At 68.6% G+C, this 26491-nt stretch carries 30 protein-coding genes; 14 read left to right on the top strand and 16 right to left on the bottom strand.

The features are described 5' to 3' along the window. Positions 1-19: 19 nt before the first annotated feature. The 5 genes from IB278_RS18715 to IB278_RS18695 all read left to right on the top strand — a co-directional run bounded on the left by IB278_RS18715 (position 20) and on the right by IB278_RS18695 (position 4056). On the top strand, positions 20-634 hold the full coding sequence (locus tag IB278_RS18715; protein ID WP_145738859.1) for a LysE family transporter: 615 nt from the start codon (positions 20-22) through the stop codon (positions 632-634). 7 nt (positions 635-641) lie between these two features. Next, on the top strand, positions 642-1556 hold the full coding sequence (locus IB278_RS18710) for a ParA family protein (protein WP_012745213.1): 915 nt from the start codon (positions 642-644) through the stop codon (positions 1554-1556). Then, positions 1556-2101 carry an RBBP9/YdeN family alpha/beta hydrolase gene (locus IB278_RS18705; protein ID WP_192324784.1) on the top strand — a complete coding sequence of 182 codons (546 nt, stop codon included), beginning with the start codon at positions 1556-1558 and terminating at the stop codon, positions 2099-2101. The genes IB278_RS18710 and IB278_RS18705 overlap by 1 nt, the downstream gene beginning before the upstream one ends. Next, the gene (locus tag IB278_RS18700; RefSeq protein WP_145738856.1) at positions 2101-3048 is read left to right on the top strand and encodes a ParB/RepB/Spo0J family partition protein; all 948 of its coding nucleotides are present in this window, start codon (positions 2101-2103) and stop codon (positions 3046-3048) included. Before IB278_RS18705 ends, IB278_RS18700 begins: the two co-directional genes overlap by 1 nt. A gap of 108 nt (positions 3049-3156) precedes the next feature. Next, entirely contained in the window at positions 3157-4056 is a 900-nt protein-coding gene (locus IB278_RS18695) for a CsgG/HfaB family protein (protein WP_192324782.1), read from the top strand. Between the two features lie 81 nt (positions 4057-4137). Here IB278_RS18695 and IB278_RS18690 read toward each other — a convergent pair whose 3' ends face one another. Continuing rightward, on the bottom strand, positions 4138-5562 hold the full coding sequence (locus IB278_RS18690; RefSeq protein ID WP_145738853.1) for an FAD-binding oxidoreductase: 1425 nt from the start codon (positions 5560-5562) through the stop codon (positions 4138-4140). A gap of 86 nt (positions 5563-5648) precedes the next feature. Here IB278_RS18690 and IB278_RS18685 point away from each other — a divergent pair, with 86 nt between their 5' ends. Genes IB278_RS18685 through IB278_RS18670 form a run of 4 tightly spaced genes read left to right on the top strand, consistent with a single transcriptional unit; the run spans position 5649 to position 7695 of the window. Next, a complete protein-coding gene (locus IB278_RS18685; protein WP_192324780.1) occupies positions 5649-6155 on the top strand; it encodes a DinB family protein in 507 nt (168 codons plus the stop codon). A 16-nt stretch (positions 6156-6171) separates the two neighbouring features. After that, positions 6172-6777, top strand: coding sequence for a cob(I)yrinic acid a,c-diamide adenosyltransferase (locus tag IB278_RS18680; protein WP_192324778.1), 606 nt, complete (start codon positions 6172-6174; stop codon positions 6775-6777). Continuing rightward, positions 6774-7142, top strand: a complete 369-nt coding sequence (locus IB278_RS18675; RefSeq protein WP_145738847.1) for a hypothetical protein — start codon at positions 6774-6776, stop codon at positions 7140-7142. The genes IB278_RS18680 and IB278_RS18675 overlap by 4 nt, the downstream gene beginning before the upstream one ends. A gap of 34 nt (positions 7143-7176) precedes the next feature. Next, the gene (locus IB278_RS18670; protein ID WP_192324776.1) at positions 7177-7695 is read left to right on the top strand and encodes a class IV adenylate cyclase; all 519 of its coding nucleotides are present in this window, start codon (positions 7177-7179) and stop codon (positions 7693-7695) included. A 12-nt stretch (positions 7696-7707) separates the two neighbouring features. On the opposite strand, the gene IB278_RS18665 is transcribed toward IB278_RS18670, so the two are convergent. Continuing rightward, positions 7708-8346 (bottom strand): GDSL-type esterase/lipase family protein, encoded by a 639-nt coding sequence (locus tag IB278_RS18665; RefSeq protein WP_145738844.1) that lies wholly within the window; start codon positions 8344-8346, stop codon positions 7708-7710. A 51-nt stretch (positions 8347-8397) separates the two neighbouring features. Next, positions 8398-8823 (bottom strand): hypothetical protein, encoded by a 426-nt coding sequence (locus IB278_RS33865; protein WP_225613009.1) that lies wholly within the window; start codon positions 8821-8823, stop codon positions 8398-8400. Between IB278_RS33865 and IB278_RS18655 the strand changes: the two genes are divergently transcribed. Then, entirely contained in the window at positions 8801-9244 is a 444-nt protein-coding gene (locus tag IB278_RS18655) for an RcnB family protein (protein WP_145738842.1), read from the top strand. The two genes, IB278_RS33865 and IB278_RS18655, sit on opposite strands and share 23 nt — an antisense overlap. 93 nt (positions 9245-9337) lie before the next feature. Here the strand turns inward: IB278_RS18655 and IB278_RS18650 are convergent, their stop codons facing one another. Together IB278_RS18650 and IB278_RS18645 are read right to left on the bottom strand one after the other, a co-directional pair. Continuing rightward, entirely contained in the window at positions 9338-9598 is a 261-nt protein-coding gene (locus tag IB278_RS18650; protein WP_012745225.1) for a hypothetical protein, read from the bottom strand. Between the two features lie 114 nt (positions 9599-9712). Beyond that, positions 9713-10657 (bottom strand): CysB family HTH-type transcriptional regulator, encoded by a 945-nt coding sequence (locus IB278_RS18645; protein ID WP_145738840.1) that lies wholly within the window; start codon positions 10655-10657, stop codon positions 9713-9715. A 191-nt stretch (positions 10658-10848) separates the two neighbouring features. Between IB278_RS18645 and IB278_RS18640 the strand changes: the two genes are divergently transcribed. Together IB278_RS18640 and IB278_RS18635 are read left to right on the top strand one after the other, a co-directional pair. Then, a complete protein-coding gene (locus tag IB278_RS18640; RefSeq protein ID WP_145738839.1) occupies positions 10849-11451 on the top strand; it encodes a TetR/AcrR family transcriptional regulator in 603 nt (200 codons plus the stop codon). 215 nt (positions 11452-11666) lie between these two features. Further along, positions 11667-12584 carry an alpha/beta fold hydrolase gene (locus IB278_RS18635; RefSeq protein ID WP_192324774.1) on the top strand — a complete coding sequence of 306 codons (918 nt, stop codon included), beginning with the start codon at positions 11667-11669 and terminating at the stop codon, positions 12582-12584. Positions 12585-12635: 51 nt separating this feature from the next. Here the strand turns inward: IB278_RS18635 and minE are convergent, their stop codons facing one another. The 5 genes from minE to IB278_RS18610 form a co-directional block, all read right to left on the bottom strand. After that, positions 12636-12914: a cell division topological specificity factor MinE gene (gene minE / locus IB278_RS18630; protein ID WP_012745230.1), complete on the bottom strand. Its 279-nt coding sequence runs from the start codon at positions 12912-12914 to the stop codon at positions 12636-12638. 3 nt (positions 12915-12917) lie between these two features. Next, the gene (minD, locus tag IB278_RS18625; RefSeq protein ID WP_124960303.1) at positions 12918-13733 is read right to left on the bottom strand and encodes a septum site-determining protein MinD; all 816 of its coding nucleotides are present in this window, start codon (positions 13731-13733) and stop codon (positions 12918-12920) included. Positions 13734-13788: 55 nt separating this feature from the next. Then, complete coding sequence (minC, locus tag IB278_RS18620; RefSeq protein WP_192324772.1) at positions 13789-14565, bottom strand: septum site-determining protein MinC; 777 nt, start codon at positions 14563-14565, stop codon at positions 13789-13791. Between the two features lie 121 nt (positions 14566-14686). After that, positions 14687-15973 carry a solute carrier family 23 protein gene (locus IB278_RS18615; RefSeq protein ID WP_192324770.1) on the bottom strand — a complete coding sequence of 429 codons (1287 nt, stop codon included), beginning with the start codon at positions 15971-15973 and terminating at the stop codon, positions 14687-14689. An 87-nt stretch (positions 15974-16060) separates the two neighbouring features. Beyond that, entirely contained in the window at positions 16061-16483 is a 423-nt protein-coding gene (locus tag IB278_RS18610; protein ID WP_145738831.1) for a hotdog fold thioesterase, read from the bottom strand. 83 nt (positions 16484-16566) lie between these two features. On the opposite strand from IB278_RS18610, the gene IB278_RS18605 reads away from it, so the two are divergent. Continuing rightward, positions 16567-17904, top strand: a complete 1338-nt coding sequence (locus IB278_RS18605) for a hypothetical protein (protein ID WP_192324768.1) — start codon at positions 16567-16569, stop codon at positions 17902-17904. A gap of 60 nt (positions 17905-17964) precedes the next feature. Here the strand turns inward: IB278_RS18605 and IB278_RS18600 are convergent, their stop codons facing one another. The 3 genes from IB278_RS18600 to IB278_RS18590 all read right to left on the bottom strand — a co-directional run bounded on the left by IB278_RS18600 (position 17965) and on the right by IB278_RS18590 (position 21181). Continuing rightward, entirely contained in the window at positions 17965-19353 is a 1389-nt protein-coding gene (locus IB278_RS18600; protein WP_192324766.1) for a tripartite tricarboxylate transporter permease, read from the bottom strand. After that, positions 19350-19802, bottom strand: a complete 453-nt coding sequence (locus tag IB278_RS18595; RefSeq protein WP_145738826.1) for a hypothetical protein — start codon at positions 19800-19802, stop codon at positions 19350-19352. The genes IB278_RS18600 and IB278_RS18595 overlap by 4 nt, the downstream gene beginning before the upstream one ends. A 92-nt stretch (positions 19803-19894) precedes the next feature. Then, positions 19895-21181, bottom strand: a complete 1287-nt coding sequence (locus IB278_RS18590) for a hydroxymethylglutaryl-CoA reductase, degradative (protein WP_192324764.1) — start codon at positions 21179-21181, stop codon at positions 19895-19897. A gap of 137 nt (positions 21182-21318) precedes the next feature. On the opposite strand from IB278_RS18590, the gene IB278_RS18585 reads away from it, so the two are divergent. Then, positions 21319-22707 carry a PLP-dependent aminotransferase family protein gene (locus IB278_RS18585; RefSeq protein ID WP_192324762.1) on the top strand — a complete coding sequence of 463 codons (1389 nt, stop codon included), beginning with the start codon at positions 21319-21321 and terminating at the stop codon, positions 22705-22707. Between the two features lie 10 nt (positions 22708-22717). On the opposite strand, the gene IB278_RS18580 is transcribed toward IB278_RS18585, so the two are convergent. The 3 genes from IB278_RS18580 to IB278_RS18570 are packed head-to-tail and all read right to left on the bottom strand — an operon-like array spanning position 22718 to position 26481. Then, complete coding sequence (locus tag IB278_RS18580) at positions 22718-24535, bottom strand: feruloyl-CoA synthase (protein WP_192324760.1); 1818 nt, start codon at positions 24533-24535, stop codon at positions 22718-22720. Position 24536: 1 nt separating this feature from the next. Next, positions 24537-25478 carry a 3-hydroxyacyl-CoA dehydrogenase NAD-binding domain-containing protein gene (locus IB278_RS18575; protein ID WP_192324758.1) on the bottom strand — a complete coding sequence of 314 codons (942 nt, stop codon included), beginning with the start codon at positions 25476-25478 and terminating at the stop codon, positions 24537-24539. A gap of 10 nt (positions 25479-25488) precedes the next feature. Continuing rightward, complete coding sequence (locus tag IB278_RS18570; RefSeq protein ID WP_192324756.1) at positions 25489-26481, bottom strand: Bug family tripartite tricarboxylate transporter substrate binding protein; 993 nt, start codon at positions 26479-26481, stop codon at positions 25489-25491. Positions 26482-26491: the final 10 nt, after the last annotated feature.

Raw genomic sequence — 26491 nt, 5'->3', positions numbered from 1 at the left:
CCTTCTCGAGGCAAATCCCATGTTCGGCATTGCTGACTACGGCGCATTCGTCGCCGCCATCGTCCTCTTTCTCCTGATTCCCGGTCCGGGCAACCTCGCGTTGATCACCTCGACCAGCAAAGGCGGGATCCGTGGCGGCCTGGCGGCCACGCTGGGCGTGATCGTCGGCGACCAGTTCCTGATGTGGGCGGCGGTGGCGGGCGTGGCGGCTGTGCTGGCGGCCTATCCGGCCGCGTTCAAGGCGGTGCAGTGGCTGGGCGCCGTCTACCTCGCATGGCTGGGCGCCAAGATGCTGCTGGCCAAGCCCGGCGCGGCACCCATCCTGAACATTCGCCCCAGCCACTTCATGCGCCAGGCCCTGGCCATCACCTTGCTGAACCCCAAGGCCATCGTGTTCTACATGGCTTTCTTCCCGCTGTTCGTCGACCCGGCGCGCCACCAGGGCGTGGTCACTTTTGGCGCCATGGCGCTGACGATTGCTGCGCTGACCTTCCTCTACGGCCTCACTTCGACGCTGCTCACGCACTTTCTGGCCGAGCGCATCCGCGCCAATCCGCGCATTTCGGGCAGGCTCGAAAAGCTCGCGGGCGTCTTCCTGATCGCCTTCGGCATCAAGCTCGCCATTTCCCGCTGATTCTCATATGGCCAAGATTTTCTGCATTGCCAACCAAAAGGGCGGCGTCGGCAAGACCACCACCACCGTCAACCTGGCCGCCGGGCTGGCCAAGGTGGGCCAGCGGGTGCTGATGATCGACCTCGATCCCCAGGGCAATGCAACCATGGGTTCGGGCATCGACAAGCGCCAGCTGGAGCTCACGGTGTACGACGTGCTGCTTGAGTCGGCTTCCGTGGCCGAGGCGCGCGTCAAGGCCGACAAGCTGGTGGAAGGCGGCTGCGGCTACGACGTGCTGGGCGCCAACCGCGAGCTGGCCGGCGCCGAGGTCGAGATGGTGGCGCTCGACCGCCGCGAAAAACGCCTGCGCACCGCGCTCGCGACGGTGGGCGCCGAGTACGATTTCGTGCTGATCGACTGCCCGCCGAGCCTGAGCCTGCTGACGCTCAACGGCCTGTGCGCCGCCCATGGCGTGATCGTGCCCATGCAGTGCGAGTACTTCGCGCTCGAGGGGCTCACGGACCTGGTCAATACCATCAAGCAGGTGCACGCCAACCTCAACAAGAACCTGCAGATCATTGGCCTGCTGCGCGTGATGTTCGATCCGCGCATCACGCTGCAGCAGCAGGTGAGCGAACAGCTCAAGGCCCACTTCGGCGACAAGGTGTTCGATACCGTGATTCCGCGCAACGTGCGGCTGGCCGAGGCACCCAGCTATGGCTTGCCGGGCGTGGTGTTCGATCCGGCCGCGCGCGGCAGCCAGGCCTTCGTTGCCTTTGCCAAGGAGCTGGTCGAGAAAATGCCGCCCGCCAGCGCCTTTGCATCCGGAGCCGTTGCGCCTCCCATTGCCCCGGTCGGGCCGGTCGCACCGCCCAACCTGGCCGTTCCCGAGGACGTGCTGTCGCCGGCGGGTGGCCCCGATTCGGGCGAGAAAAGCTTCTGATGGCAGCGTCCCGTGTCTTCCTGCTGCCGGGCTGGCAGAACAGCGGCCCCGGCCATTGGCAGACCCGCTGGGAGTCGGTCCATGGCGACCACCGCGTCGAACAGCACGACTGGATGCGGCCGCTGCGCGGCGACTGGTCCGCGCGGCTCGAGGAGGAGGTGCTGGCGGCGCCCGGGCCCGTGGTTTTTGCGGCGCACAGCCTGGGATGCATCCTTGTTGCGGCCTGGGCCGCGCATTCGCGCAACACGCACAAGGTGCGGGGCGCACTGCTGGTGGCGCCCGGCGACGTCGAACGCGACGACCTGCGCCAGCTGATTCCGGGCTGGGCGCCCATCGTGCGCCAGCCGCTGCCCTTTCCCTCGGTGCTGATCGCCGCCAACGACGATCCCTACTGCGAGGCCGCGCGCTCGTGCCAGATGGCCGTCGGCTGGGGCGCGCGCTTCGTCGACGCCGGTGCGGGCGGCCACCTGAATGCCGAATCCGGCCTGGGCGACTGGCCCCAGGGCCGGCAACTACTGAACGAAATCTCGAAAGACACGCACTGATGGCGACCAAGAAACCCAAGGGCCTGGGACGCGGCCTCGAAGCGCTGCTCGGCCCGACGGCCGCGCCGTCCGCCGACCCCACCGGCGCCGACGAGGGCGCGGCCGCGCAGAATCCGAACACGCTGATGCTCGACGAGATGGTGGCGGGTGTCTACCAGCCGCGCACCCGCATGGACGAAGGCGCTCTGTACGAACTGGCCGAGAGCATCAAGGCGCAGGGCATCATGCAGCCGATCCTGGTGCGCCGGCTCGATGCCGAATCGGCCGCCGCCAAGAACGCCGAGTACGAAATCATCGCGGGCGAGCGCCGCTTCCGCGCTGCCCGGCTCGCGGGCCTGGACCGCGTGCCGGTGCTGGTGCGCGATGTGCCCAACGAGGCCGCGGCGGCCATGTCGCTGATCGAGAACATCCAGCGCGAAGACCTCAATCCGCTCGAAGAAGCCCAAGGCCTGCAACGCCTGGTCTCAGAGTTTGGGCTCACTCACGAAGCTGCCGCACAGGCCGTGGGCCGGTCGCGCAGCGCGGCCAGCAACCTGCTGCGCCTGCTGAACCTGGCCGAGCCGGCGCAGCAGATGCTGATGGCGGGCGACATCGACATGGGCCATGCCCGCGCGCTGCTCTCGCTCGACCGCGGCACGCAGATCACCGCCGCCAACCAGATTGCGGCCAAGAAGATGTCGGTGCGCGAAGCCGAGGCGCTGGTGAAAAGGCTGGCGGCCGAGTTCACCCTCACGCCGTCTCGCCGCAGCAACGATGGCGAGAAATCGCGCGACCTGCAGCGCGTGGAAGAGGAACTGGCCGACCTGCTGACCGCCGAAGTCGAGGTCCGCATCAAGAAGCGCAGCAAGCGCGGCGGCAAGGTGGAGGAGAGCGGCGAGCTGGCCATCCACTTCGGCTCCATCGAGGCGCTCAACGGGCTGATCGAGCGCATCCGCCGAACGGCCTAGGCGCGGAGGCGTCCAGTCGGACATTCGCGTGATTGATTCTTGCAATCTTTTACGCGTATCCTCGCCGCTGACGTTTCAACACCAGATCTCGAGGAGAGGGAGTTCATCATGAAGTTCAGGACAAAGTTTTCGTTCGCGGCCGTGGCCGTGGGCGCTCTGCTGCTGACCGGTTGCGTGACCACCGACATGCAGATGGGCAGCCAGTCGGCCAAGACCATGGCCACGGGCAGCGCGGCAGGCTCCGCCACCGCCGGCGAAAGCAGCCAGCTCGAGCGCTGCGAATCGCCGCTCGGTACCGTCTCGCTGATCGAGAACGTCAATGCCGGTTGGTACACCATTCTCACGGGCGAATACCGCCTGCCGCCCACGGCCAACCTGCTGCGCCTGCTGGTGCAGCAGTCGAACTGCTTCGTGGTGGTCGAGCGCGGCGCGGCCGGCATGAACGCGATGACGCGCGAGCGCGCGCTCATGCAGTCGGGCGAAATGCGCGGCGGCAGCAACTTCGGCCGCGGCCAGATGGTGGCGTCCGACTACGGCCTGTCGCCCGAGATCGTGTTCAGCAACAGCGATGCCGGCGGCATCGGCGGCGCGCTGGGCGGACTGGTGGGCGGCGGCCGTGGCCGCGCCCTGGCGGCCGTCGGCGGCAGCTTGCAGACCAAGGAAGCCAGCGCGCTCCTGACGCTCATCGACAACCGCTCGGGAGTGCAGGTCGCGGCCTCGGAAGGCAGCGCCTCCAAGACCGATTTCGGCGCCTTCGGTGCCCTCGCCGGCCGCAGTGCCGGTGGCGGCCTCGGCGGCTACACCAACACGGCGCAAGGCAAGGTGATTGCCGCGGCCTTCATGGACGCCTTCAACCAGATGGTGCGTTCGCTGCGCAGCTACAAGGCGCAGACGGTGCGCGGCCAGGGCCTGGGGGGCGGCGGCCGACTGGGCGTGGATGGCGGCGCGGCGCCGTCGCAGACCTACGTGCCGGCCGAGCAGCCGGCGCCCACGCGCCGCCGCAAGTAGGCCGCAGGGCGCACGCCCAGCAACAGAAAAGCCCGGGGCTCTTGCGAGCCGCCGGGCTTTTTCACGGGCGCTTTCGAAGGATCAGAGCGCGAAGATCTTCCCGGGATTCATGATGTTCTTCGGGTCGAGCGCGCGCTTGATCGTGCGCATCATGTCGATCGCACCCACGCCTGCTTCCGTCACCAGGAAGTCCATCTTGTGCAGCCCCACGCCGTGCTCGCCGGTGCAGGTGCCCTCGAGTGCCAGCGCGCGGCTCACGAGCGAATGGTTCAGTTCCTCGGCCTTCACGCGCTCTTCGGGAATGTTCGGGTCGAGCAGATAGCCGAAGTGGAAATTGCCGTCGCCCACGTGGCCGACCAGGAAGTAGGGGATGCCGCTGGCATCGGCCTCGGCCACGGAGTCGAGCAGGCAGTCGGCCAGGCGCGAGATGGGCACGCAGGTATCGGTCGAGATCACGCGGCAGCCGGGGCGCGACTGCACGGCCGCAAAGTAGGCGTTGTGCCGGGCGGTCCACAGGCGCGTGCGCTCTTCGGGCGTGCTGGCCCATTCGAAGGCATTGCCGCCGTGGCCGCTCGCGAGCTCCTGCACCGTCTCGGCCTGTTCCTTCACGCCGGCCGGCGAGCCGTGGAATTCCATCAGCAGCATCGGCTCTTCGCGCAGGTTCAGCTTGGCGTAGGTGTTGACCATGCGCACCGTGTTCACGTCGATCAGCTCCACGCGCGCGATCGGCACGCCCAGCTGGATGGTCTCGATGGTGGTGCGCACCGCGGCCTCGATGCTCGGGAACGAGCAGATCGCGGCCGATACCGCCTCGGGCAGAGGATAGATGCGCAGCGTGATCTCGGTCACCACGCCCAGCGTGCCTTCGCTGCCCACCATGAGGCGTGTGAGGTCGTAGCCGGCGGACGACTTCTTCGCGCGCGTGCCGGTGCGGATGACATCGCCGCCGGCTGTGACCACTTCGAGCGCCAGCACGTTCTCGCGCATGGTGCCGTAGCGCACCGCGTTCGTGCCGCTCGCGCGCGTGGCGGTCATGCCGCCGATGGAGGCGTCCGCGCCCGGATCGATCGGAAAGAACAGGCCCGTGCTCTTGATCTCGTCATTGAGCTGCTTGCGCGTGACGCCGGGCTGCACGGTGACGGTGAGGTCGTCGGCATTGACCGACAGCACCTTGTTCATGCGCGAGACGTCAATGCTGATGCCGCCCTGTACCGCGAGCAGGTGGCCTTCGAGCGATGAGCCGACGCCGAAGGGGATGACCGGCACGCTGTGCTCGCTTGCGAGCTTCACCGCATCGGCCACGTCCTGCGTGCTTTCGGCAAACACCACGGCCGACGGCGGCGGCGCGTCGAACGAGGACTCGTCGCGGCCATGCTGCGTGCGCACGGCCATGGCCGTGGAACAGTTGCTGCCGAAGCGCGCTTTCAGGCCCTCGATCAGGCTGTCGGGCACGTCGCGCAGATGAAGCTCCGGCATCAGGTGCGAGGTTTGGGTCGGGGCGTTCATCGGGCGTCTCCTGGTCGTGAAAGGGGAGCGGGGGCTCTGTCCGGCCATTTTACGGAGCGAGCACCATAATGCGCTTCGGAAAAGCCATGAACCCTACGACCCTCGCTGCGCTCGCCGCATTCCCTTCGCAGCTCGAAGCCCACTACGCGGCCATTCCCGACGCGTTCCGGCATTGGGCGCCGCCCTCGTGGGAGGGCGTGCCCAGCGAGGCTTTCACGGCCATCGAGCAGCTCTGCCATGTGCGCGATATCGAGGTCGAGGGCTATCACGTGCGCTTTCGCCGCACGCTGGAAGAAAGCCATCCGACGCTGGCCTCGATCGACAGCGAACCGCTCGCCATTGCGCGCGCCTATGGCATGGCCGACGCGGCAAAGGTGCTGGCTGAATTCCGCATCGCGCGTGCCCGGACCATGGAAATCGTCTCGAACCTGACGGAGGTGCAACTTGCGCGCACGGCCGTGTTCGAAGGCTATGGGCCGCTCACGATGCGCAGCCTTGTCCACTACCTCTGCAGCCACGACCAGCAGCATCTGGCGGGCCTGCAATGGCTGGCCGGCAAGATCGATGCGTCGAAGGCCGCGGTCGCCGCATAAACCAGGAGCAGCCACCATGGGCAACCGACTTTCGCAGATCGCCACCCGCACCGGCGACGACGGCACCACCGGCCTCGGCGACAACACCCGCGTGCCCAAGGACCACCTGCGCGTGCACGCGATGGGCGACGTGGACGAGCTCAACTCGCAGATCGGCCTCTTGCTGTGCGAGCCCCTGCCGGAGCCCGTGCGCGAATTGCTGGTCGACGTGCAGCACCAGCTCTTCAACCTGGGCGGCGAGCTTTCGATGCCGGGCTACACGCTGCTGAAGGCCGACGCGCTGCTGCAGCTGGACAACGCACTGGCCGAGCACAACGCGGCCTTGCCGCGCCTGGCCGAATTCATCCTCCCCGCGGGCACGCGCGCGGCCTCGCTCGCGCATGTGTGCCGCACGGTGGCGCGGCGGGCGGAGCGCGCGGTGGTGGCGCTCGGCGCGACGGCCGAACTCAACGATGCGCCGCGCCAATATCTCAACCGGCTCAGCGACCTGCTCTTCGTGCTCGCGCGCGTGCTCAACCGGATGAACGGCGGCGACGACGTCTACTGGAAGAGCGAACGCATGGCACGCGCCGCAGCGGCAGACGCAGCCGAGCCCAACGACGAAGAAGGAAGCCCATCATGACGACGAAGAAAATGCCTGCCCGTGCATTCGCACTGGCTGCGACAAGCGCCGCACTCCTGCTGCTGTCTGCCGCTGCTGTTCACGCGCAGAGCGCCGACAGTCCGCCCACGGCGCAACCGGCGCATACGCTCAAGCCGCCGCCGCGTGACAGCAAGGTCGTGAACAGCGTGCAGCGCGGCACCAACGCCGCCGGCCGCGGCATCGACCGCGCCGAGGACGCGACGCGGCGCGGCGTCAACAATGTTTCGGAAAAAGCCAGCCGGCCGGTGCGCAGGGTGGGCGAAGCCTTCGGACGCAAGCTCGCGCCGGGTTCGAGCGGCCGCACCGCGCCGCCGCCTGTGGGGCCGCAGGGCAGCGCGCCCTGAGCGAGAGCCGCCGCGGCGAGGCAGGCCAACCGGAATGGCAAGAAACATAGAGATCAAGGCCCGCATCGACAGCGTGGAACGCGTGGCATCCATCGCCGCGAAGCTCGCCGATTCAGGCCCCATTGAAATCGCGCAGGACGACACCTTCTTCCGCTGCGAAAACAGCGCCGACCGCCTCAAGCTGCGCATTTTCGCGCCCGACCGCGCCGAGCTGATCTTCTATCGCCGCGCCAACAGCAGCGGCCCGAAGGAATCGTTCTATCTGATCTCGCCCACCACCACGCCCGATGCGCTGCGCGAATCGCTCACGCTCGCCTGGGGCCAGGCCGGCCGCGTGCGCAAGCAGCGCCGGCTTTTCATCGTGGGCCGAACGCGCGTGCACCTCGACCGCGTGGAAGGGCTGGGCGAGTTCCTCGAACTCGAGGTGGTGCTGAGAGAAGGCGAGTCCGCCGAGGCTGGCACGGCCGAAGCGCATGCGCTCATGGCGCAACTGGGCATTGCGTCCGGGCAGCTCGTGCAGGGTGCCTACGTCGACCTGCTGCAGGCCGCCTGAGCCTTGCGGTCCTCAGCGCCAGCCCGCGGCCTTGAACTGGTCGGCGAGCTGCTGCGCAACACGGGCATAGCCTTCGGCATTGGCATGGATGCGATCGGAGCGCAGCGATGCGTCCGACAGCACGCTCGAATACACATTGGGCACAAGCAGCGCCTGCCCTGACTTCGCCACCTCCTCGTAGAACGACGCATCGCTCAGCGACCCGACAGCCGCGCGCATCGCGTCGGGCGAAGGCGTGGCCAGCAGCGCGACGTGCGGCGTGTGCGCGCGCGCCTGGCTGACAAGGGCCGCGAGGTTGTCGCGCGTGGCCGCGGGCGGCACGCCGCGCAGCATGTCGTTGCCGCCGATGCCGATCAGGACCGCGTCGTAGCTGGCGGCGGCCAGCAGCGGCGGCAGGCGCTCCAGCGCGCCGGCCGAGGTGTCGCCATTGAGGCCCGCGTTCTCGATCTGCCAGCCCGTGAGCTCGCCGAGTTTCACGGGCCAGGCGGCCTCGGGCGGCGCGCCGTAGCCGAAGGTCAGGCTGTCGCCCAGTGCGAGCACGCGGGCGTCGGCTTTCAGTGCGGCAGCGGAGGGCTTGCGCTTGCCGCAGGCGGCCAGCACGGCGCTTGCAGGCAGGCCGGCCAGCAGGTGGAGGAGGTGTCGTCGCTTCATGCTGCGCGCGAGCTTAAACGCAGTCCAGGAATCGCCTGCCTGCGCCTTCGCTCAATCGGAACGCTTGAAGAAGCGGTACAGGCCCGCGACCAACATGACGGCGCCCAGGAGAGCACCGGCGGTCTGACCGCCTTGATAGCCGCCGATTCCGGCAGGCGGCCCCGACATGAGCCACTTCAGGAGCATGCCCCCGCCCCACACGATGCCGATGGCACCAATGATCTTGTCACGCATGTTGATGAATGGCGCCTCCACGCCTCTGCTGCTTTGCAGGCCCATTGTCGCCAGAGCCCCGGGCCGGGCGCAAATCGGTACCGCGAAACCCGGCTTGAAGGACAACGCGCCGCCGCGATACCAGCACTTACCTGATTTCACCTGACCGCGACCTGATGCGTGCAGGGCGGACACAAGCGCCACTGACAATGGACTCGTCATCAACACGAAGGAGTTCCAGATGATCATCAAGTCAAAGAGCATGGCCGTCGCTGCTGCGGCGCTCGCGATGTGCATGGCAGCGGGAAGTGCCTTCGCACAGGACCGGGGCCACGATCGCGATCATGACCGCGGCAACGATCGAGGCAACGGCCGCTACGAACAGCAGGACCGCCGGTTCGACCGGCACGACGACGATCGTCGCGGCGACCGCTACGGGCGCCAGGACTATCGGCCGGGCCGGCAGTTCGACCGCGCCGGCTACCCCCAGCCGCACGCGGAGTGGCGTCGCGGCGGGCGCGTGCCCCATGAATACCGTGGCCGCAACTACGTGGTGAACGATTGGCGCGCCTACCGCCTGCAGCAGCCGCCGCGCGGCTACCAGTGGGTGGGCGTGGGCGGCGACTACGTGCTCGCGGCCATTGCGACCGGCGTGATCGCGCAGATCATCGTGGGCAGCCAGTAACCAGCCGGGCGCGCAGGCTGCTGCGCACCGGACATTTCAAGACCGCCGCGGGGCTTCCTGCGGCGGTCTTTTGCTTTGTCGGGCGCGAGGCTCTCAGGCCACCACCGTGGGCAGCGACTGGGCGCAGACATTGCGCCCGGTGATGGTGAGCCGCAGGCCGCCGCCGTGCCATTCGAGCCAGTTCAGGCTCACGTAGGCCTCGATGTCGCTGTCGTCGATGCGGTCCGCCTGGCGGCTCTGCAGCAGCTCCACCGTGGCGGGCAATGCCCGCCTCAGCCGCTCGCGCCGTTCGGCGGCATCGGCGGCCTTCAGGGCGGCCCTTGTTTTCTGTTGCTGCTGCGGGGTCGATGCCATTGCTGATCCGTTCCGGGAAGCCAAGGAATTAACCCGAATGTACGCCCCCTGTGTGAAGCGGCGCGCATCTTTTTAAAACCTGTTGCTGCAGGCGCCGAAGACGTTGCGCGGGCCCTAGATTTCGTAGTGCGATCCCTTCGCTTCATCGCCCAGAGCCTTTTCGACGACCGCGCGCGTCAGCGTGGGTGCGAACGACTCGATGAAGGCGTAGACGTACTTGCGCAGGTAGTTGCCGCGGCGAACCGCGAGCTTGGTCATGTTGATGCCGAAGAGCCGGCCCGCATCGAGCGCGCGCAGCTGCGTGTCGCGCTCCGTCTCGTAGGCCACGCCGGCCACGATGCCCACGCCCATGCCCAGCTGAACGTAGGTCTTGATCACGTCGGCATCCATCGCGGCCAGCACGATGTTGGGTTCGAGCCCGTGCTGCGCAAAGGCCTCGTCGATGCGCGAGCGGCCGGTGAAGCCGGTGTCGTAGGTGATCAGCGGATGGCGCGTGAGCGCCTCGAGCGTCAGCGGCGCATCGAGCAGCGCGTGGCCCGGCGGCACGATCACCGAATGCGTCCAGCGGTAGCAGGGCAGGGCCACCAGCTGGGGATAGTCGCCCAGCGCCTCCGTTGCAATGCCCACGTCGGCCTCGCCGTCGATCAGCATCTGCGCGATCTGCCTGGGCGAACCCTGGTGCAGGTGCAGCTTCACGTTGGGAAACTGCGCGCGGAATTCCTGCACCGCCACTGGCATCGCATAGCGCGCCTGCGAATGCGTGGCCGCCACCGAGAGCAGGCCGCTTTGCTGCGCCACGAACTCCTGCCCGGCATGGCGCAGGTTGCTGCTCTCCATCAGCATGCGCTCGATGATCGGCAGCACGTGGCCGCCCGGCTCCGTGAGCCCGGTGAGCCGCTTGCCGGCGCGCACGAAGAGTTCGATGCCGAGCTCTTCCTCCAGCTCGCGGATCTGCCGGCTCACGCCCGGCTGGGAGGTGTGGAGGGTATGGGCGACTTCGGTCAGGTTGAAGCCGCAACGAACGGCCTCGCGTACCGAGCGCAGTTGTTGGAAGTTCATCTGGCGCGGAGAAGATCGGGAGGAGAAGGCACAGGCCCGCGGCGGGCCGAGCGGCGATTCTCGGCACAAGTGCTCATGCGGGGAACGATGCGTTTGTTGGTTTCACATGAGCAAAACATCTGTGCCGGCCTGCTGCCGATGCCGCGGCCAGCGAGTTTGCAATTTCGCACGACTGTGCTAAAGTTGCCGGCATGGACGCCAAGACCCAGAAAAGCGAACTCACCCGCGCCGCCATCGTCGGCGCGGCAATGGACCTTGCGCTGGCCGAAGGCCTGGAGGCCATCACGCTGCAGGCCGTGGCCAGCCGCTTGGCGCTCTCCAAGAGCGGCGTGTTCTCGCGCGTGGGCTCGCGCGAAGCGCTGCAGAAGGCGGTGATCGAGGAATACGGCCGCCGCTTCCTGGCCGACGTGTTCGTGCCGGCCATGCAAAAGCCCAAGGGCCTGGCGCGCCTCAACGACATCGTCGGGCGCTGGATTGCCCGCACCCGCGACATCGAGGCCGAAACCGGCTGCATCTACATGGCGGGCGCCTTCGAATACGACGACCGCGAAGGCGAGCTGCGCGACCTGCTGTTCGGCGAGATCACGCGCTGGCGCGCCGCGCTGCGCCGCACGGTGCTCCAGGCGGTGGAAACCGGCGAGCTGCGGCCCGACACCGACCCGGCGCAGCTGGTCAGCGAACTGAACGGCCTCATCATGGGCCTGCTGCACGACGCGCGCTTCCTGCGCGACCCCCAAGCCGCCGATCGCGCCACGCAGACCTGGCAGCGGCTTCTTTCGAGCTACCGCGCCTGAGCCACGGCACAGGCCATTTCGTTCCGTCTTTCTTTGTCTTAATTTCGCACGATCGTGCGATAAAAGGAGAAACACCATGCTGATCATCGCCCTCTGTCTTGCCGTCTATGTGGTCGCCATCGGCGCCGACGCCACCCGCGATGCGCTGCGCAGCCTGCCGCGCAGCAATGAGGACTGGGTCTGGTACTGAACGACCGTACGCAGGAGCCCATTGCATGACGAGCACCACCACCTCCGCGGCCACGCACGCCGCCCAGTCCAACTACTACCGCCCGGGCCGCCTGATGCGCGCACTGCGCTTCGGCCTGACCGCCTCGCAGCGCCTGTGGCCCGGGCTGGGCGTGCGTGCGGCCTACCGCGTGTTCGGCACGCCGCTGCCGCCCAAGTGGCTCTACCGCGGCCAGGGGCCCGGGGCCGACTGGCGGCGCGAAGGCTGGGCCTTCGAGAATGCCGGCATCGGCCTCTATCACCTGGCCGCGCAGGACTCAGGTGCGGAATCGGCGCCCGTCGTGCTGCTGGTGCACGGCTGGGGCGGGCATGCGGGGCAGATGCTGGCGCTCGCGCAGGCGCTGGCCGATGCGGGCCTGCGGCCGGTGCTGCTCGAACTGCCGGCCCATGGCCGCAGCGCGGGCACGACGAGCAACTCGCCGCAGTTCGCGCGCGCCATCGCGTATGTGGTTGCCAGGCTCGCGGCCGACGGCCATGCGCTGCGCGCGGTGGCTGCCCATTCGCTGGGAGCCAACGCGCTGGCGCTGGCGGCCGCGCAGGGCCTGCAGGCCGAGCGGATGGTGCTGCTCGCGCCGCCGGCGTCGCCGCGCGAATACACGCGCTATTTCGCGCACACCTTCGGGCTCAGCGAGGCGACGCGCCAGGCCATGCAGCGGCGGTTCGAGGCGCGCGAAGGCGTCCTGATGGCGCAACTGGAGCCGGCGGCCGTCGGTCCGCGCATCGCGCAGCCGACGCTGATCGTGCATGACCGCGACGACCGGGTGAACCGCTTTGCGGATGCCGAGGCCTATCGAGACGCGATCAGCGGAGCGCGGCTGGTGGCCACGCAGGGACTGGGGCACCGCCGCATCCTCAAGGAGGAGGACGTGGTCCGCCAGGTGGTGCGCTTCGTGGCGCAGCCCTGAGCGGTGGGCGGGCGTGGGGGGCAATGCCGCCCGCGCCGCGTTCTTTCTTTTTCAGCGCGCCGGCGAGGGTGCCGGGTCGGGCAGCTCGATCTTGATGTCGAGCACTTCGAGGTCGTCCTGTTTTTCCAGGTGAACCTTGATGTCATCGGCATTGATCTTCACGTACTTGGAGATCACCGCCATCAGCTCGCGCTGCAGGTCGGGCAGGTAGTCGGGGCGTTTCTTGCCGCTGAGGCTGGACCGCTCGTGCGCGAGGATGATCTGCAGCCGCTCCTTGGCGACGCTGGCCGTCTTCTTCTTTTCGCCGAGCAGGAACGAGAAAAAGGACATGGCCTACTTGCCTCCGAAAATTCGCTTGAAGAAGCCCGGCTTTTCGGCGTCGACGAAGCGCATCGGGCGGTCCTCGCCCAGGAAGCGCGCCACCACGTCGCTGTAGGCCTTGGCCACGTCGGTTTCCTTGTCGTGGATGGCGGGCACGCCCTGGTTGGAGGCCTGCAGCACGCTCTCCGACTCGGGAATGACGCCGATCAGCTTGATGCGCAGGATGTCCTGGATGTCCTCCAGAGAGAGCATCTGGCCGCCGGCCACGCGGTTGGGGTTGTAGCGGGTGATCAGCAGGTGCTCCTTGATGGGGTCGCCGCCTTCCTTCGCCCGCTTGGTCTTGCTGCTGAGCATGCCCAGGATGCGGTCGGAGTCGCGCACCGAGGATACCTCGGGGTTGGTCACCACGAGCGCCTCGTCGGCAAAGTGCATGGCCATCATCGCGCCGGTCTCGATGCCGGCGGGCGAATCGCAGACGATGTAGTCGAAGTCCATCGCGGCCAGGTCGGTCAGCACCTTTTCGACGCCCTCCTGCGTGAGCGCTTCCTTGTCGCGCGTCTGCGAGGCCGCGAGCACGAACAGGTTGTCGCACTGCTTGTCCTTGATGAGCGCCTGGCTCAGGTTGGCCTCGCCCTGGATCACGTTGATCAGGTCGTACACCACGCGGCGTTCGCAGCCCATGATGAGGTCGAGGTTGCGCAGGCCCACGTCGAAGTCGATCACCGCCGTCTTCTTGCCCGCGAGCGCGAGGCCCGACGCGAAGCTGGCGCTCGTCGTGGTCTTGCCGACGCCGCCCTTGCCTGAGGTCACCACCACAATTTTGGCCATGGCCATTCCTTCTTGTTTCGATTCGGTTGTTGGTTGTCGGATGCGGCGCGGCCCGTCAGGGAATCGCGTCGATCATTAGCTTCTTGCCATCGAGGCGTATCTGGGCCGGCTTGCCGAGCACCGGGTCGGGCAGCGGCACTTCGTTGGTGCGATAGATGCCCGCGATGGCCACGAGCTGCGCTTCCATGCAGGTCGAGAAGATGCGCGCCTCGGTATTGCCGCGCGCGCCGGCAATGGCCTTGCCCCGCAGCGGTGCGTAGACGTGCACGTTGCCGTCGGCAATGACCTCGGCGCCGAAGCTCACCACCGCGGTCACCACCACGTCGCCGCCGCGGGCGTAGACCTGCTGGCCCGAACGCAGCGGCTTGTCGATCAGCAGGGTGCCGTTGGCCGGCACCGGCACTTCGCGCACGATCTGCGGTGCTTCGCTGGCGGGCGCCGGCGAAGCGGCCGGCGGTGCCGGGGAGCGCGGCGCGGGTGCCACCGGCATGGCCGTGAGCGACAGGCCGGCGGCGCGCGCCGCCGCATTCTGGGCGTTGTTGCCCCCGCGCACCGCAATCGGCTGCGTCTGGTGGCGCGCCAGCAGGCCGCGCAGCGCCGCGAAGTCGAGCGCCGGGGGTTCCTCGCCGCCTTCCTCGTCCGGCTGCAGCTGCGAGAGGTCGATGACCACCGGCTCCTGCTCGAAGAAATCGGGCGAGTCGGCCAGCTGCGCGTCGAGGGCCTCGGCCAGCACGGCCAGGTCGGCCGTCTTGAGGATCACTGCGATCAGCGGCAGCGTGGCGCTCTTGAATTCGAAAACCGCCTTGGTGCGCGCGGCGGAGACATCGGCCATTGGAAAACGTCGGTGCGAAAAGCGTTGAAGTCTAACGGGCGCGGGCTTCCGGCCAGTGACCGGGGCCCGCTTCAAGCACCTCGGACAACATTTCTTGCACGAGGTTTCACTTTGCAAGGCCTCAGGCGTTGCGCGTCCGGCCCAGAAGCGCGTAGAGGATGATGGCGCCGAAAGTCGCGGTGCCGATGCCGCCCAATGCGAAGTCGCCGAACTTCAGCGTGAAGTCGCCGGTGCCGATGATCAGCGTGATGGCGGCCACGATCAGGTTCTTGTTCTGCGAGAAGTCGACCTTGTTGTCGACCCAGATCTTGGCGCCCGCAATGGCGATGAGCCCGAACACCACGATGCTCACGCCGCCCATCACCGGCAGCGGAATGGCCTGGATCAGCGCGCCGAACTTGGGGCTGAAGCCCAGCACCAGCGCGATGAGCGCGGCCACCACGAACACCGCCGTCGAGTAGATGCGCGTGGCCGCCATCACGCCGATGTTCTCGGCATAGGTGGTCACGCCGGTGCCGCCCGAGGCGCCGCTCACCACGGTGGCGATGCCGTCGCCGATGAAGGCGCGGCCGATGTAGGGGTCGAGGTTGCGGCCGGTCATGGCCGTGACCGCCTTCAGGTGGCCGAGGTTCTCGGCCACCAGAATGATGGCCACGGGCGCGATCAGCAGCATGGCGTTGGCCGTGAACACCGGGGCGGTGAAGGTCGGCATGCCGAACCAGGCGGCGTTGGCGATGCCGCCCAGGTCCACCGGCTTGCCCAGGCCCATGCCGTTGGTCAGCGCCGCATAGACCAGCGTGGCCAGGATCAGCCCGACCAGGATCAGCAGCCGCTGCAGCATGCCGCGTGTGAACACCGCCACCAGCCCCACGCAGAGGAAGGTGACGGCCTGCATCCACGAATCGAAATTGCTGGCCGCCATGTTCTTGATCGGCACGCCCGCCAGGTTGAGCCCGATCACCGCCACCACGGCGCCCGTGACCACCGGCGGCATGAAGCGCTCGATCCAGCCGGTGCCGATCGCCTGCACGAGGGCGCCGATCAGGATGTAGACCACCCCGCAGGCCACGATGCCGCCGAGCGCCACCGCGATGTTGGCGTTGGGACCCTTGCCCGCGTAGCCGCTGGCCGCGATCACCACGCCGATGAACGCGAAGCTCGAGCCCAGGTAGCTGGGCACCTTGCCCCCCGTCACCAGGAAGAAGATCAGCGTGCCGATGCCGCTCATCAGGATCGCGATGTTGGGATTGAAGCCCATCAGGATGGGCGCCAGCACCGTGGCGCCGAACATCGCGATCACGTGCTGCACGCCCATCGCGCCGGTCTGCAGCCAGGGCAGGCGTTCGTCGGGCGCGACCACGCGGCCCTCGGTGGCGGCGACTTCGCGCCAACTGAACAGGTTGCTCATGAGTGGTGATCTCCTCGGTAGTTATTGATGTTCCTGGGGGGCTTCTCTCGGCCCGCCGCCGCCCGCGTGCCGGGCGGGTTTCCTGCCCTAGCGCGGCGCCAGCACCGCCATTGTGATGCGCGAGACGCAGGTCAATTCGCCCGCGTCGTTGGTCATGTCGATCTGCCACACCTGGGTGGTGCGCCCGCGGTGCACCGGCCGCGCGGTGCCCGTGACCCAGCCGCTCGTGGCCGAGCGGATGTGGTTGGCGTTGATGTCCAGGCCCACGGCCCGGTCGCCCTCGGGGGCCGAGTAGTGCGCGCCGCAGGAGCCCAGCGTCTCGGCCAGCACCACCGACACGCCGCCGTGCAGGATGCCGTAGGGCTGGCGGGTGCGCTCGTCCACCGGCACGCGGGCGCGGATGAAGTCGTCGCCCACCTCCAGGAATTCCATGCCCAGCGTGGACACGGCGGTGCCGATGTGGTTGCGGGTCAGTTCCTCGACAGAGATGTCTTTTTTCCAGATACGCATTCGGTTTCTCCGGTGCAGGGTTTGGGAAACTATAGCGACGGGGGCTGACAACGGCAGTCGCCTTTGCGTGCTAAGTTGGCCGGATGAAACGCCCTGTCCGCCGTTGGCTCATCGGCATTGCCGCGGTCCTGCTGCTGGGTGCCGGCGCGCTGGTGTGGGTGGCGAGCACCCGCCTGCCCAGCGACGAGGAAGTGGCCGCGCGCATTGCCGAAGGTTTCGAGAAGCGCTTCGGCGTGGGCCTGAAGATCGGCGGTGCGCACTGGGCGCTGTGGCCCAGCCCCGTGCTGGTGCTGTCCGACCTGGCCACCGAGCAGCCGCGCCCCGTCACGCTGCGCCGCATCACGGTGCAGCTCAAGCTGCGGGAGCTGCTGCGCCGGGTCGTCGCGATCGACGAGGTCGAGATCGAAAGCCTGGTGCTGCCGCGCGAGTCGGTGCGCGCGTTCCGCGGCAAGGGCCCCAAGCCGAAGGAGGGCGGCCACATCGTCGCGCTGCCCGCGCCCTGGACGCTGGCGCCCGTTCCGCTCGAAAAGCTGCGCTGGCGCGACCTGAGCTGGATCGACCGGCGCGGCATTGCGCTGGCCTATGACGGCGAAATCAGCTTCGACGCCGGCTGGCGGCCGCGCCAGGCGCGAATCGAGCGTGCCGGCGTGTCGCCGCCCGCCCGGCTGCGGCTGGACCGCGCCGCCGGACAGGACCGGTGGCGCACCCGCATCGACATCGGCGGCGGCACGGCGAACGGCGTGGCCTGGTTCGAGACCCTGCCCGGCGACCTGCTGCGCGTGTCGGCCGAGCTCGAGCCGCGGCAGGTGGACATCGAGGGCATGGTGCAGGCCTTCGGCCGGCGCAGCGCCGTCGCCGGCAAGGTTTCGGGCCAGTCCGCGCTGGTGGCCGAGGCCGGCGAAGTGGGCGCGCTGCTGCGCAGCCTGCGCACCCGCACCACCTTCTCGGTCCAGCCCGCCACGCTCACGCGGCTGGATCTGGCCAAGGCCGTGACCACCGCCGGCATCAGCCGCGGCGGCACCACGCCGCTCGACGAGCTCACCGGCGTGCTCGACACGCAGGGTACCGAAGACGGCGTCGTGATGCGCTACACCGGGCTCAAGGCGCGTTCGGGTGTGCTCACGGCCAGCGGCAGCCTGCGGCTGTTCAACCGCAAGCTGGACGGCGAGATCGCGGTCGACCTGGTCGACGGCGTGGTCGGCATGCCGCTGAAGATCGGCGGGACCATGAGCGAGCCCGAGGTGTCGCTGACCGGCGGTGCGCTGGCCGGTGCGGCGGTCGGCACCGCGCTGCTGCCGGGCGTGGGCACGGCCATCGGCGCGCGCGCGGGGCAGCAGATCGAAAGGCTTTTCGGCGAGGAAGAGCCCGTGAAGAAGGCAGCGCCGGCGGCTCGCAGGAAAGGCCCTCGGGTTTCCCCCTGACCGGTGCCGGCGGGGCCTGCGACTGAAGGTCGTTGAAGCCGCGCTGCGCACCTCGAGGCATCAACCGAAGGCCTTGATGACGGCCGGCACCGTCAGCACCGCTGTGTAGTAGCCCATGAACTGCACGCCGGTGTTGAAGCCGATGGCGCGCGACAGCAGGCCCCCGAGCAGGCCCATCGTGAGGATCACCAGCAAGCCGAGCAGCTGCCCTTCCCATACGCTGATCACCACGATCAGGCCGACGAAGGTCGCGATGATGGCCTCGTGGCTCACCTTGCGCGAGACGAAGAGTGCCGCGCGGCGCGCGAAGTTCATCGTGAACGGATAGGCCACCAGCGCCGCGAGCATCACCGCCAGCATGCCGTAGCCCAGGAACTCCCAGTGGTTCAGCAGGTTGTGCAGGTTGTGGGTCTGGCCCGTGGCCGAATCGATGGTGAACACCGGCGGCGCATTGAAGAGCGGCGCGGCCGGGCCGGCCGCCACCGGGCTCAGCGGCAGGCCGATGGCGATCAGCGGAATCAGCGCCTCGGCGATGTAGGTGGCCTCGGTCACGCCGTTGCGCGCGGCCAGCGTGGTGGTCAGCCGGTGGTAGGCGTGCTTGATGCGCGAACCCACCAGCTCGCCCAGCACCACCGTCATTGCGACCGGGCTGAACACGAAGGTGGCGCTGGAGATCGCGGCGGTCGCAACGGTCCACTTCACCTGTCCGCGGTCGAGCACCTTGAACGGGTTCGGAAAGTAGCCTGACCAGCCTTTCACGTCCGGCGCGAGCGAGAAGGTACGGACCTTCTCGCGCTTCATGCGCGCACGGGCCGCGGGAGAAATCACCGAGAACAAATCGGCCACCAGCGGCCCGATGGCGATGCCCAGGAAGTAGCTGATGCTGAGCTTCACGCCGTACTTGCCGGTGAGCGCCTGCAGCGCCACGATCACCATCACGAACGGCACCAGCGTGGCCACCGAGGCCCAGCGCCCGCTCGAGAAATACGCAATGGCCACGGCCGCCACCACGAAGATCCAGGGCGCCGCCTTGGTGATGGCCGCACCATAGGGCGCGAGCAGCACCGCGAACAGCACGGCCAGCGGCACGGCGAGGAAGGCCGCGATGATCGCGCCCGACACCATCTTGCGCAACGCGATGTGCGGCACGCCGAGGTTGCGCAGCACGTTCGCGTCCTGCAGCAGCGGTGTCGCCATGGTGTCGCCCGGGATGCCCAGCAGCGCGGTGGGCACCGCGTGCGTCATGTGCTTGGCCACGGCCGCTGCGAGAAAGAAGGTGAACACGCCTTCGGGCGGCACGCCGAGCAGCACCACCAGCAGCGTGAGCGGCGCGAGCGTGGTGGTTTCGTCGGTGCCCGAGACGAGGCCGATGGCCGCGAAAACAATGGCCCCCACGAGGCCCATGCCGGTGGCAACGAGGATCTGGTCGAGGAGTGCGGCGTCGATCACGGTGCGGCTCCTCCGGCGCTGCGTGCGCTGGGCTTGTACGACGCGAACAGGTCGTAGATCTCCAGTTCCTTCATCTCGCGCACCACGGACGGCGGCAGGTCGTCCACCGAGCCCAGGTCGCCATGCTCGCCGGCCAGTTCGGCCAGCACTTCTTCGCGCCAGCGCGGATCGGCCTCGGTGCCTTCCACCACTTCGCGCTTCGGCGTGAAGAGCTTCGCGCAGACCAGGCCCGACACCACGCAGCCGCCGAGGCCGGCGAGCATGGCGTAGGCGCGTGCCAGCTCGGGTGTGCTCACGGCGCTCGCGAGCACGCGGCTGGCCACGAGATAACCCGTGAGGCTCACCGCGACGCCGATGACGATCGACCACGCGAGGTGGCCCAGGTCGGCCGTGTCGCCCCATATCTCCACCAGCCGCCATCTGGCGCGCGTTGCACTGTCTGCGTTCATTTGCGATGTCTCCGTCTTGGTGATGTGACGGCCACTTCCATGGCCGCCGCGGTTTCGGCCGCGGTCCGTTGTGCGGGCCTCTCCGGCCCTGCCTACTTCCTGCGCAGCGCTTCGAGCAGTGCCATGGCGCGGTCGGTACGCACGTCATGCTCGGCGGCCATCTGCCTGGCGATGCTGTCGATCTCGTCGCCGGTGGCGCCCGCGACCAGCGCGATGTTGCGGGCATGCAGCGCCATGTGGCCGCGCTGGATGCCTTCGGTGGCGAGCGCGCGAAGCGCGCCGAGGTTCTGCGCGAGGCCCACGGCCACCGCGACTTCGCCGAGTTCCTGTGCCGACTTCACGTCGAGGATCTTCAGTGCGAGCCGGGCGAGTGGATGCGTCTTGGTGGCACCGCCGACCAGCCCTACCGGCATCGGCATCTCGATGGTGCCGACCAATGCGCCTGTCGTGTCCTTTTCCCAGGTGGTCAGCGAGCTGTAGCGCCCGCTGCGGCAGGCGTAGGCATGCGCGCCGGCTTCCACCGCGCGCCAGTCGTTGCCGGTCGCGACGATCACCGGATCGACGCCGTTCATGATGCCCTTGTTGTGCGTCGCCGCGCGGTAGGGGTCGATGGCCGCGAAGGTGTACGCATCGATCACGCCCTCGACCACTTCTTCGCCGCTGCGCTCGCGCGTGGCCAGCACGGCCGGTGCGAGCCGCACGCGCGCACGCGCCAGCCGCAGGTCCGCCAGGTTCGACAGGATGCGCAGGCGCACCGTGCCGCCCGTGAGCTTCTCGACCAGCGGCGACACCGCCTCGGCCATGGTGTTGACCGTGTTCGCGCCCATCGCGTCGCGCACGTCGACGATCAGGTGCATCACCACCATCGCGCCGCGCGGCGTGTCGCCGAACACATGCACCTCGATGTCGCGGCAGCCGCCGCCGAGATCGATCAGCACTTTGTCGCGGCTGTTCGCCACGGCCAGGATCTCGTCGCGCGCACGCAGCAGCGCGAGCCGCGCGCCGTAGGGGTCGGTGATGCCGATCACCTGCACCTGCGCGCGCATCAGCGGCCCGGTGCTCGAGGCCTCGAAGCCGCCGCCTTCGCGCGCCAGCTTGGCCATGAACGACGCGGCGGCCACCACCGAGGGCTCTTCGACGGCCATCGGCACGAGGTAGTCGCGGCCGTTGATGGTGAAGTTGCCGGCCACGCCCAGCGGCAGCTCGAAGGTGCCGATCACGTTCTCGACCATGCCGTTGGCGCGCTCCACGCTCAGGGCGCCCGGTTGGGCGAACAGCGCCGCCTCGTCGCCGGTGAGCGATGCGGCCTGCGCGATGTGGGCAAGGCGCTGTGCGGGCGTGAGTGCGCGGAAATTGGGAATGCGGGAATCGGCGACCATCGTTGCTTGTCTCTTCGGAAGATGAATTCGGGAGCAGGCAATTTAGGCCGGCTGTACCGGCCGCGGAAGGCACAGTTTGGCGGGACAGTGCGGACAGTGGTGCACCGCGGCGGCCTGCTGTGTCACAGTCGCAGCCCATGACCACGATTGCCGATTCGCTTGCCGAAACCCTCGCGCGCCAGATCGCGAGCGGCGCCTACAAGGCCGGCGACAAGCTGCCGTCGCTGCGCGAACTCGCGCAGCTGCACGGCTATGCCAAGAACACGGTGGTGGCCGCGTTCGAGCTGCTGGTGTCGCGCGGCCTCGTCGAGCCGCGGCGCGGTTCGGGCTATTTCGTGCTCGCGCAGTCGACCCCCAAGCCCGTCGAGGAAGACGCGGGCAGCCTCGGCCGCGCGATGGACATCGTGTGGCTCATGCGCGAGCAGCTCAAGACGCAGCCCGACGCGGTGGCCGTGGGCGACGGCTTCCCGCCGGTCGAATGGCTGGCCGACGTGCGGCTCGACAAGTACCACCCCAAGGTGGTCCGCACGGGGCTTGGCGCGCTGTTCCGCTACGGCAGCCGCTTCGGCTATGCGCCGCTGCGCGACCACCTCGTGCGCAAGCTGGCCGACTTCGGCATCGGCGCCGAGCCGCGGCAGATCGTGCTCACGCACGGCGCCAACGAGGCGATGGACATCGTCATCCGCTATTTCGTGCCGCCCGGCGGCAAGGTGCTGGTGGACGACCCGGGCTACTACCCGCTGTTCGGAAAGCTCAAGCTCGCGGGTGCGCAGATGCTGGCCGTGCCGCGGCTGGCCGACGGGCCCGATCTCGACGTGCTGGAGCGGCTGTTGATGGCCGAGCGGCCGCGCCTCTTCTTCACGCAGTCGCTCGCGCACAACCCCACGGGCTCCGACATCTCGCCGGCCAAGGCCTTCCGCGTGCTGCAGCTCGCGCAGAAATACGACCTGCTGATCGTCGAGAACGACCCGCTGGCCGACTTCAAGCCCACGGCCTTGCCGCGGCTTTCGGCGCTCGACCAGCTGGAGCGCACCATCTACATCGGCAGCTTCTCGAAGTCGTTCTCGGCAGCCTTGCGCGTGGGCTTCATCGCCTGCGGGGCCGGCCTGGCGAGCGACCTCGCGGACCTGAAGGCGCTGATCCACGTGAGCAGCTCGGAGTACAGCGAGCGCACGGTCGACGTGATCCTGAGCGAAGGCCACTACCAGCGGCACCTGAACCGCCTGCAGAACCGCCTCGGCGAGGCCACGCGCAAGGCCTTGCAGCTGTTCGATTCGGTCGATGCGGAGGTCTTCGCGCGCACCCCGCAGTCGCTCTATGTCTGGGCCGCGCTTCCCGGCGTGGCCGACTCGCTGGTGCTGGCGAAGGAACTGCTGCCGCGCAAGATCGTGATGGCGCCGGGGCGCATCTTCAGCACCGATTCGACGCAGGTCTCGCGCTGGTCGCGCTTCAACGTCGGCGCCATGGCCGACCCGCGTTTCGCGAAGGCGCTGCGTACCGCGCTGCGGCGACGTCCCGGCGGTTGATCTTTTTCAGTCAGTCGCGCAGCCGGATGACCTGCAGGTCGTGGTCCGCGCCGGCATGCAGCCGCGCCACCTCGGCCGCGCGGCGCACGAGCACCGCGCGCTGGTTGATGTAGCCCTTGTCGGTGATCTCGCCCGCGTCGAGGCTCGGTGGTTCGCTGAGCACCAGCGCGCATGCGGGGCATTGCGAGGAACCCGCGCCTTCGCTGCGCAGCGTGCGCAGCACCTCGGCGATGCGCCCGGCCAGCGCCTGCGGCGCGAGCGAGGCGGCCTGCGGGCTCGCGAACACCAGCATGCCGATCTCGTCGCGGTCATGGCCCGTGAGCACCACGTCCTGCACGTGCGGCGCCAGCATCGACACCAGCTTCACGCGCAATGTGCCCACCGAGACCCAGGTGCCGCTCGAGAGCTTGAAGTCCTCGGCCACGCGGCCGTTGAAGATCACGCCTTGCGAGGGCTCGGCGGGGTCCGCAAGAAAACCGGCATCGCCGATGCGGTAGTAGCCCTCTTCGTCGAAGGCCTCGGCGGTTTCGCGCGGCGCATGGCGGTAGCCCGGGAACACCGAGACGCCCTTGACGCGCATCTCGATCTTCTGGCCGTTGGGCACGAACTTGAGTTCGAGCCCCGGCAGCGGTGCGCCGATGCAGCCCGCGCCGTCGAGCTTCCAGTGCGCCGAGGTGATGGCTGGCGAGGTTTCCGTGGCGCCCCATGAAGTGGTGAGCCACAGCGGCCGCTCGGGCCGCACGCGCTGCGCCACGGCCTCGAGCCGCTGCCAGGTCGAGGGCGCGAGCGCCGCGGCCGCATAGAAGGCCAGCCGCAGCCGCGAGAACACCTCGCGCGCGAGGGCATCGTCGGCTTCGAGAAAAGGCAGCAGCATGTCAAAGCCGCGCGGCACGTTGAACAGCAGCGTGGGCTTCACCTCGCGCAGGTTGCGCACGGTCTTCTCGATGAGCCCCGGCGCGGGCCGGCCCTCGTCGATGTAGAGCGCACCGCCATGGGCGAGCACCATGTGCAGGTTGTGGTTGCCGCCGAAGGTGTGGCTCCAGGGAAGCCAGTCGACCAGCACCGGTTTCTCGTGCGCGAGGAAGCGCCAGGTCTGCGCCATCATCTGCTGGTTGGCGCAGAGCATGCGGTGCGTGTTGATCACCACCTTGGGCTTGCCGGTGGAGCCCGAGGTCAGCAGGTACTTGGCGTGGGTGTCGGGCAGGATGGCTTCGTAGGCCTGCATCACGGCGGATGTCTCGCGCGCCTGCAGCAGTTGCGCAAAGGGCAGGGCGCCGGCATGCGCGTCGGCATGACGGCTGAACACCGTGACCGCCTCGACGCCGCAGCCCGCGAGCGCGCCGCCGTAGATCCTGGCATCCGAGGCGTAGATCAATGCGGGCTGCAGCGCCTGCAGCATGCCGTGCAGCCGCGACGGATCCCTGGCCAGGCGCGAGTACGCGCTCGACAGCGAGCACGCCGTGCGCCCGATGTGCATCGCCGCGAGCATCAGCACCGCGTGGTCGATCGCGTTGTCCGAGAGGATCACGATGGGCTTTGCGGCCGGCAGCGCCAGGTCGAGCAGCGCCTGCGCGACGGCACCCACGGCCTCGCGCAGCGCGCGGTAGTCGAGCTTGCGCCAGCCTTCGCCGCTGTCGTCGCGCTCCGCGAAGGCCAGTGCCTCGGGCGTCTCGCGCGCCCAGCGCTCCAGCCATTCGCCGATGCACCGCGCATAGGGCTTGAGCGCCATCGGCGAACGCAGCGCAAAGGAGCCGTCGTCGAAGTCGATGCGCACCGTGCGCGGCGGGGCGATCTGGCTTTCGTCGAGGAGGAAGTCGTCGTCGTTCATTTCAATCGAGTCTGCCGGTTTCGGACTTCGCGCGAATCAGGTCCAACAGCAGGATGTCGCGCGCGGCCTCCAGCTCGGCCACGCGCCGCGCGCCCAGTTCCTCGGCCACGCCCTCGGCCACCTTCTGCTTGAGTTCTTCCGTCATCGACGGCGCGCCCAGGTCTTTCCACCAGTCCTCGATCGGCCCGCCCAGGTGCGCGAGCACGTGTTCGATGCCGCCCGCGCCGCCTGAAAGATGCAGGTTCATGAACGGCCCCATCACCGCCCAGCGCAGGCCGGGGCCGTGCGCAATGGCGGTGTCGATGTCGGCCACGCTCGCCACGCCTTCATCGACCAGGTGGAAGGCCTCGCGCCAGAGCGCAGCCTGCAGCCGGTTCGCGATGTGGCCCTTGACCTCGCGCTTCACGTGGATCGGCCGCTTGCCGATGGCGGCATAGAGGGCCATCGTGCGTTCGATGGTCTGGTCCGAGGTGCGCGCGCCGCCGACCACCTCCACCAGCGGGATCAGGTGCGGCGGGTTGAAGGGATGGCCCAGCACCACGCGCTCCGGGTGCTTGCACTCGGCCTGCACGGCGCTGATCGCGAGCCCCGAGGAGCTCGACGCCAGGATCGCGTGGGCCGGCGCGGCCTCGTCCATGCGCCGGAACAGGTCGACCTTGAAATCCAGCCGCTCGGGGCCGCTTTCCTGGACGAAGTCGGCCTGGGCCACCGCATCCTCGAGCCGCGCGTGGAAGCGCAGCCGCCCGGCCGAGGCGCCGCTGGCCAGGCCGAAGCGTTCGAGCGTGGGCCAGTGCGCAGCCACGGCCGCGCGCAGCCGCGCCTCGGCATCGGGCGAGGGGTCGGTGGCCTCCACGTAGAGGCCGCGCGCGAGGAAGTAGGCGGCCCAGCTGGCGCCGATGACGCCGGTGGCGACCACCGCCACGCGTTTCGGAGTCGGTTCCATCTGCATCGCCTCAGGAGTCCGCCGTGAAGCCGATCTTCTTGACCAGCGGGCCCCAGCGCTCGGCCTCGGCCCGCTGAGAGCGCGCCATCTCTTCGGCGGTGGAGCCCTGGGCGATCAGGCCGACCACGGCCAGGCTGTCCGTCACCACCTTTTCCTTGATGGCCGCGTTGATCGCCGCATTGGCCGTTGCCACCACGCTGGCTGGCGTCCTGGCCGGCGCGTAGAAGCCGAACCATTCCTCGGTGGTCAACTCGGCGAAGCCCTGCTCGGCGAAGGTCGCCACCTCGGGCGAGAAAGGCGAGCGCGCCTTGCCCGAGGTGGCGAGCAGCCGCAGCTTGCCGGCCTTGTGGTTGGGAATGAAGTCGCCGCTGGGCGTGACCATGGCGGCGATCTGTCCGCCCACCACGTCGGTCACGCCGGGAATGGAGCCGCGGTAGGGCACGTGCTTGAGATCGACGCCGTTGTGGAGGCCCAGCAGTGCGCCGATGAAGTGCGGCGTCGAGCCGGCCGCGGGCGAGCCGTAGCTGGCCTGGTTCGGATTGGCCTTGGCCCAGGCGAGGAAGTCCTTCACCGTGCGCACCTCGGGCGGCACCAGCGGGCCGACCGCGAGGCCATGGTGCATGACGGCGGCGATCGACACCGGCACGAAGTCCTTGCCCGGGTCGTAGCTGAGCTTGCTGTAGATGTGCGGATAGATCGAGGTGCACGAGAAGGGCGAAAGCGCCAGCACGCTGCCGTCGGCCGGCGCGCTCTTGAGCGTTTCCAGCGCAATGCGTCCGCCGGCGCCCGGCTTGTTCTCGACCACGGCCGCGTTGCGGCAGTAGGCCGAGCCCGCGAGCTTTTCGCCCACGCGGCGCGCCACGCTGTCGCCGGCGCTGCCGGCCGGGAAGCCGTAGTAGATCTTGACCTGCTCGAGCGCCTGGGCCAGCGCGGCCAGCGGCGAGAGGGCGCCCAGCGCAGTGGCTGCGCCCAGGGTGTGGAGGAAGCGGCGGCGGGTGTTCATGGATGTCTCC

The sequence above is a fragment of the Variovorax sp. VRV01 genome (genome assembly GCF_014852545.1).
Taxonomy (GTDB): domain Bacteria; phylum Pseudomonadota; class Gammaproteobacteria; order Burkholderiales; family Burkholderiaceae_C; genus Variovorax; species Variovorax beijingensis_A.
This window is presented reverse-complemented; position numbering and strand designations above follow the sequence as displayed.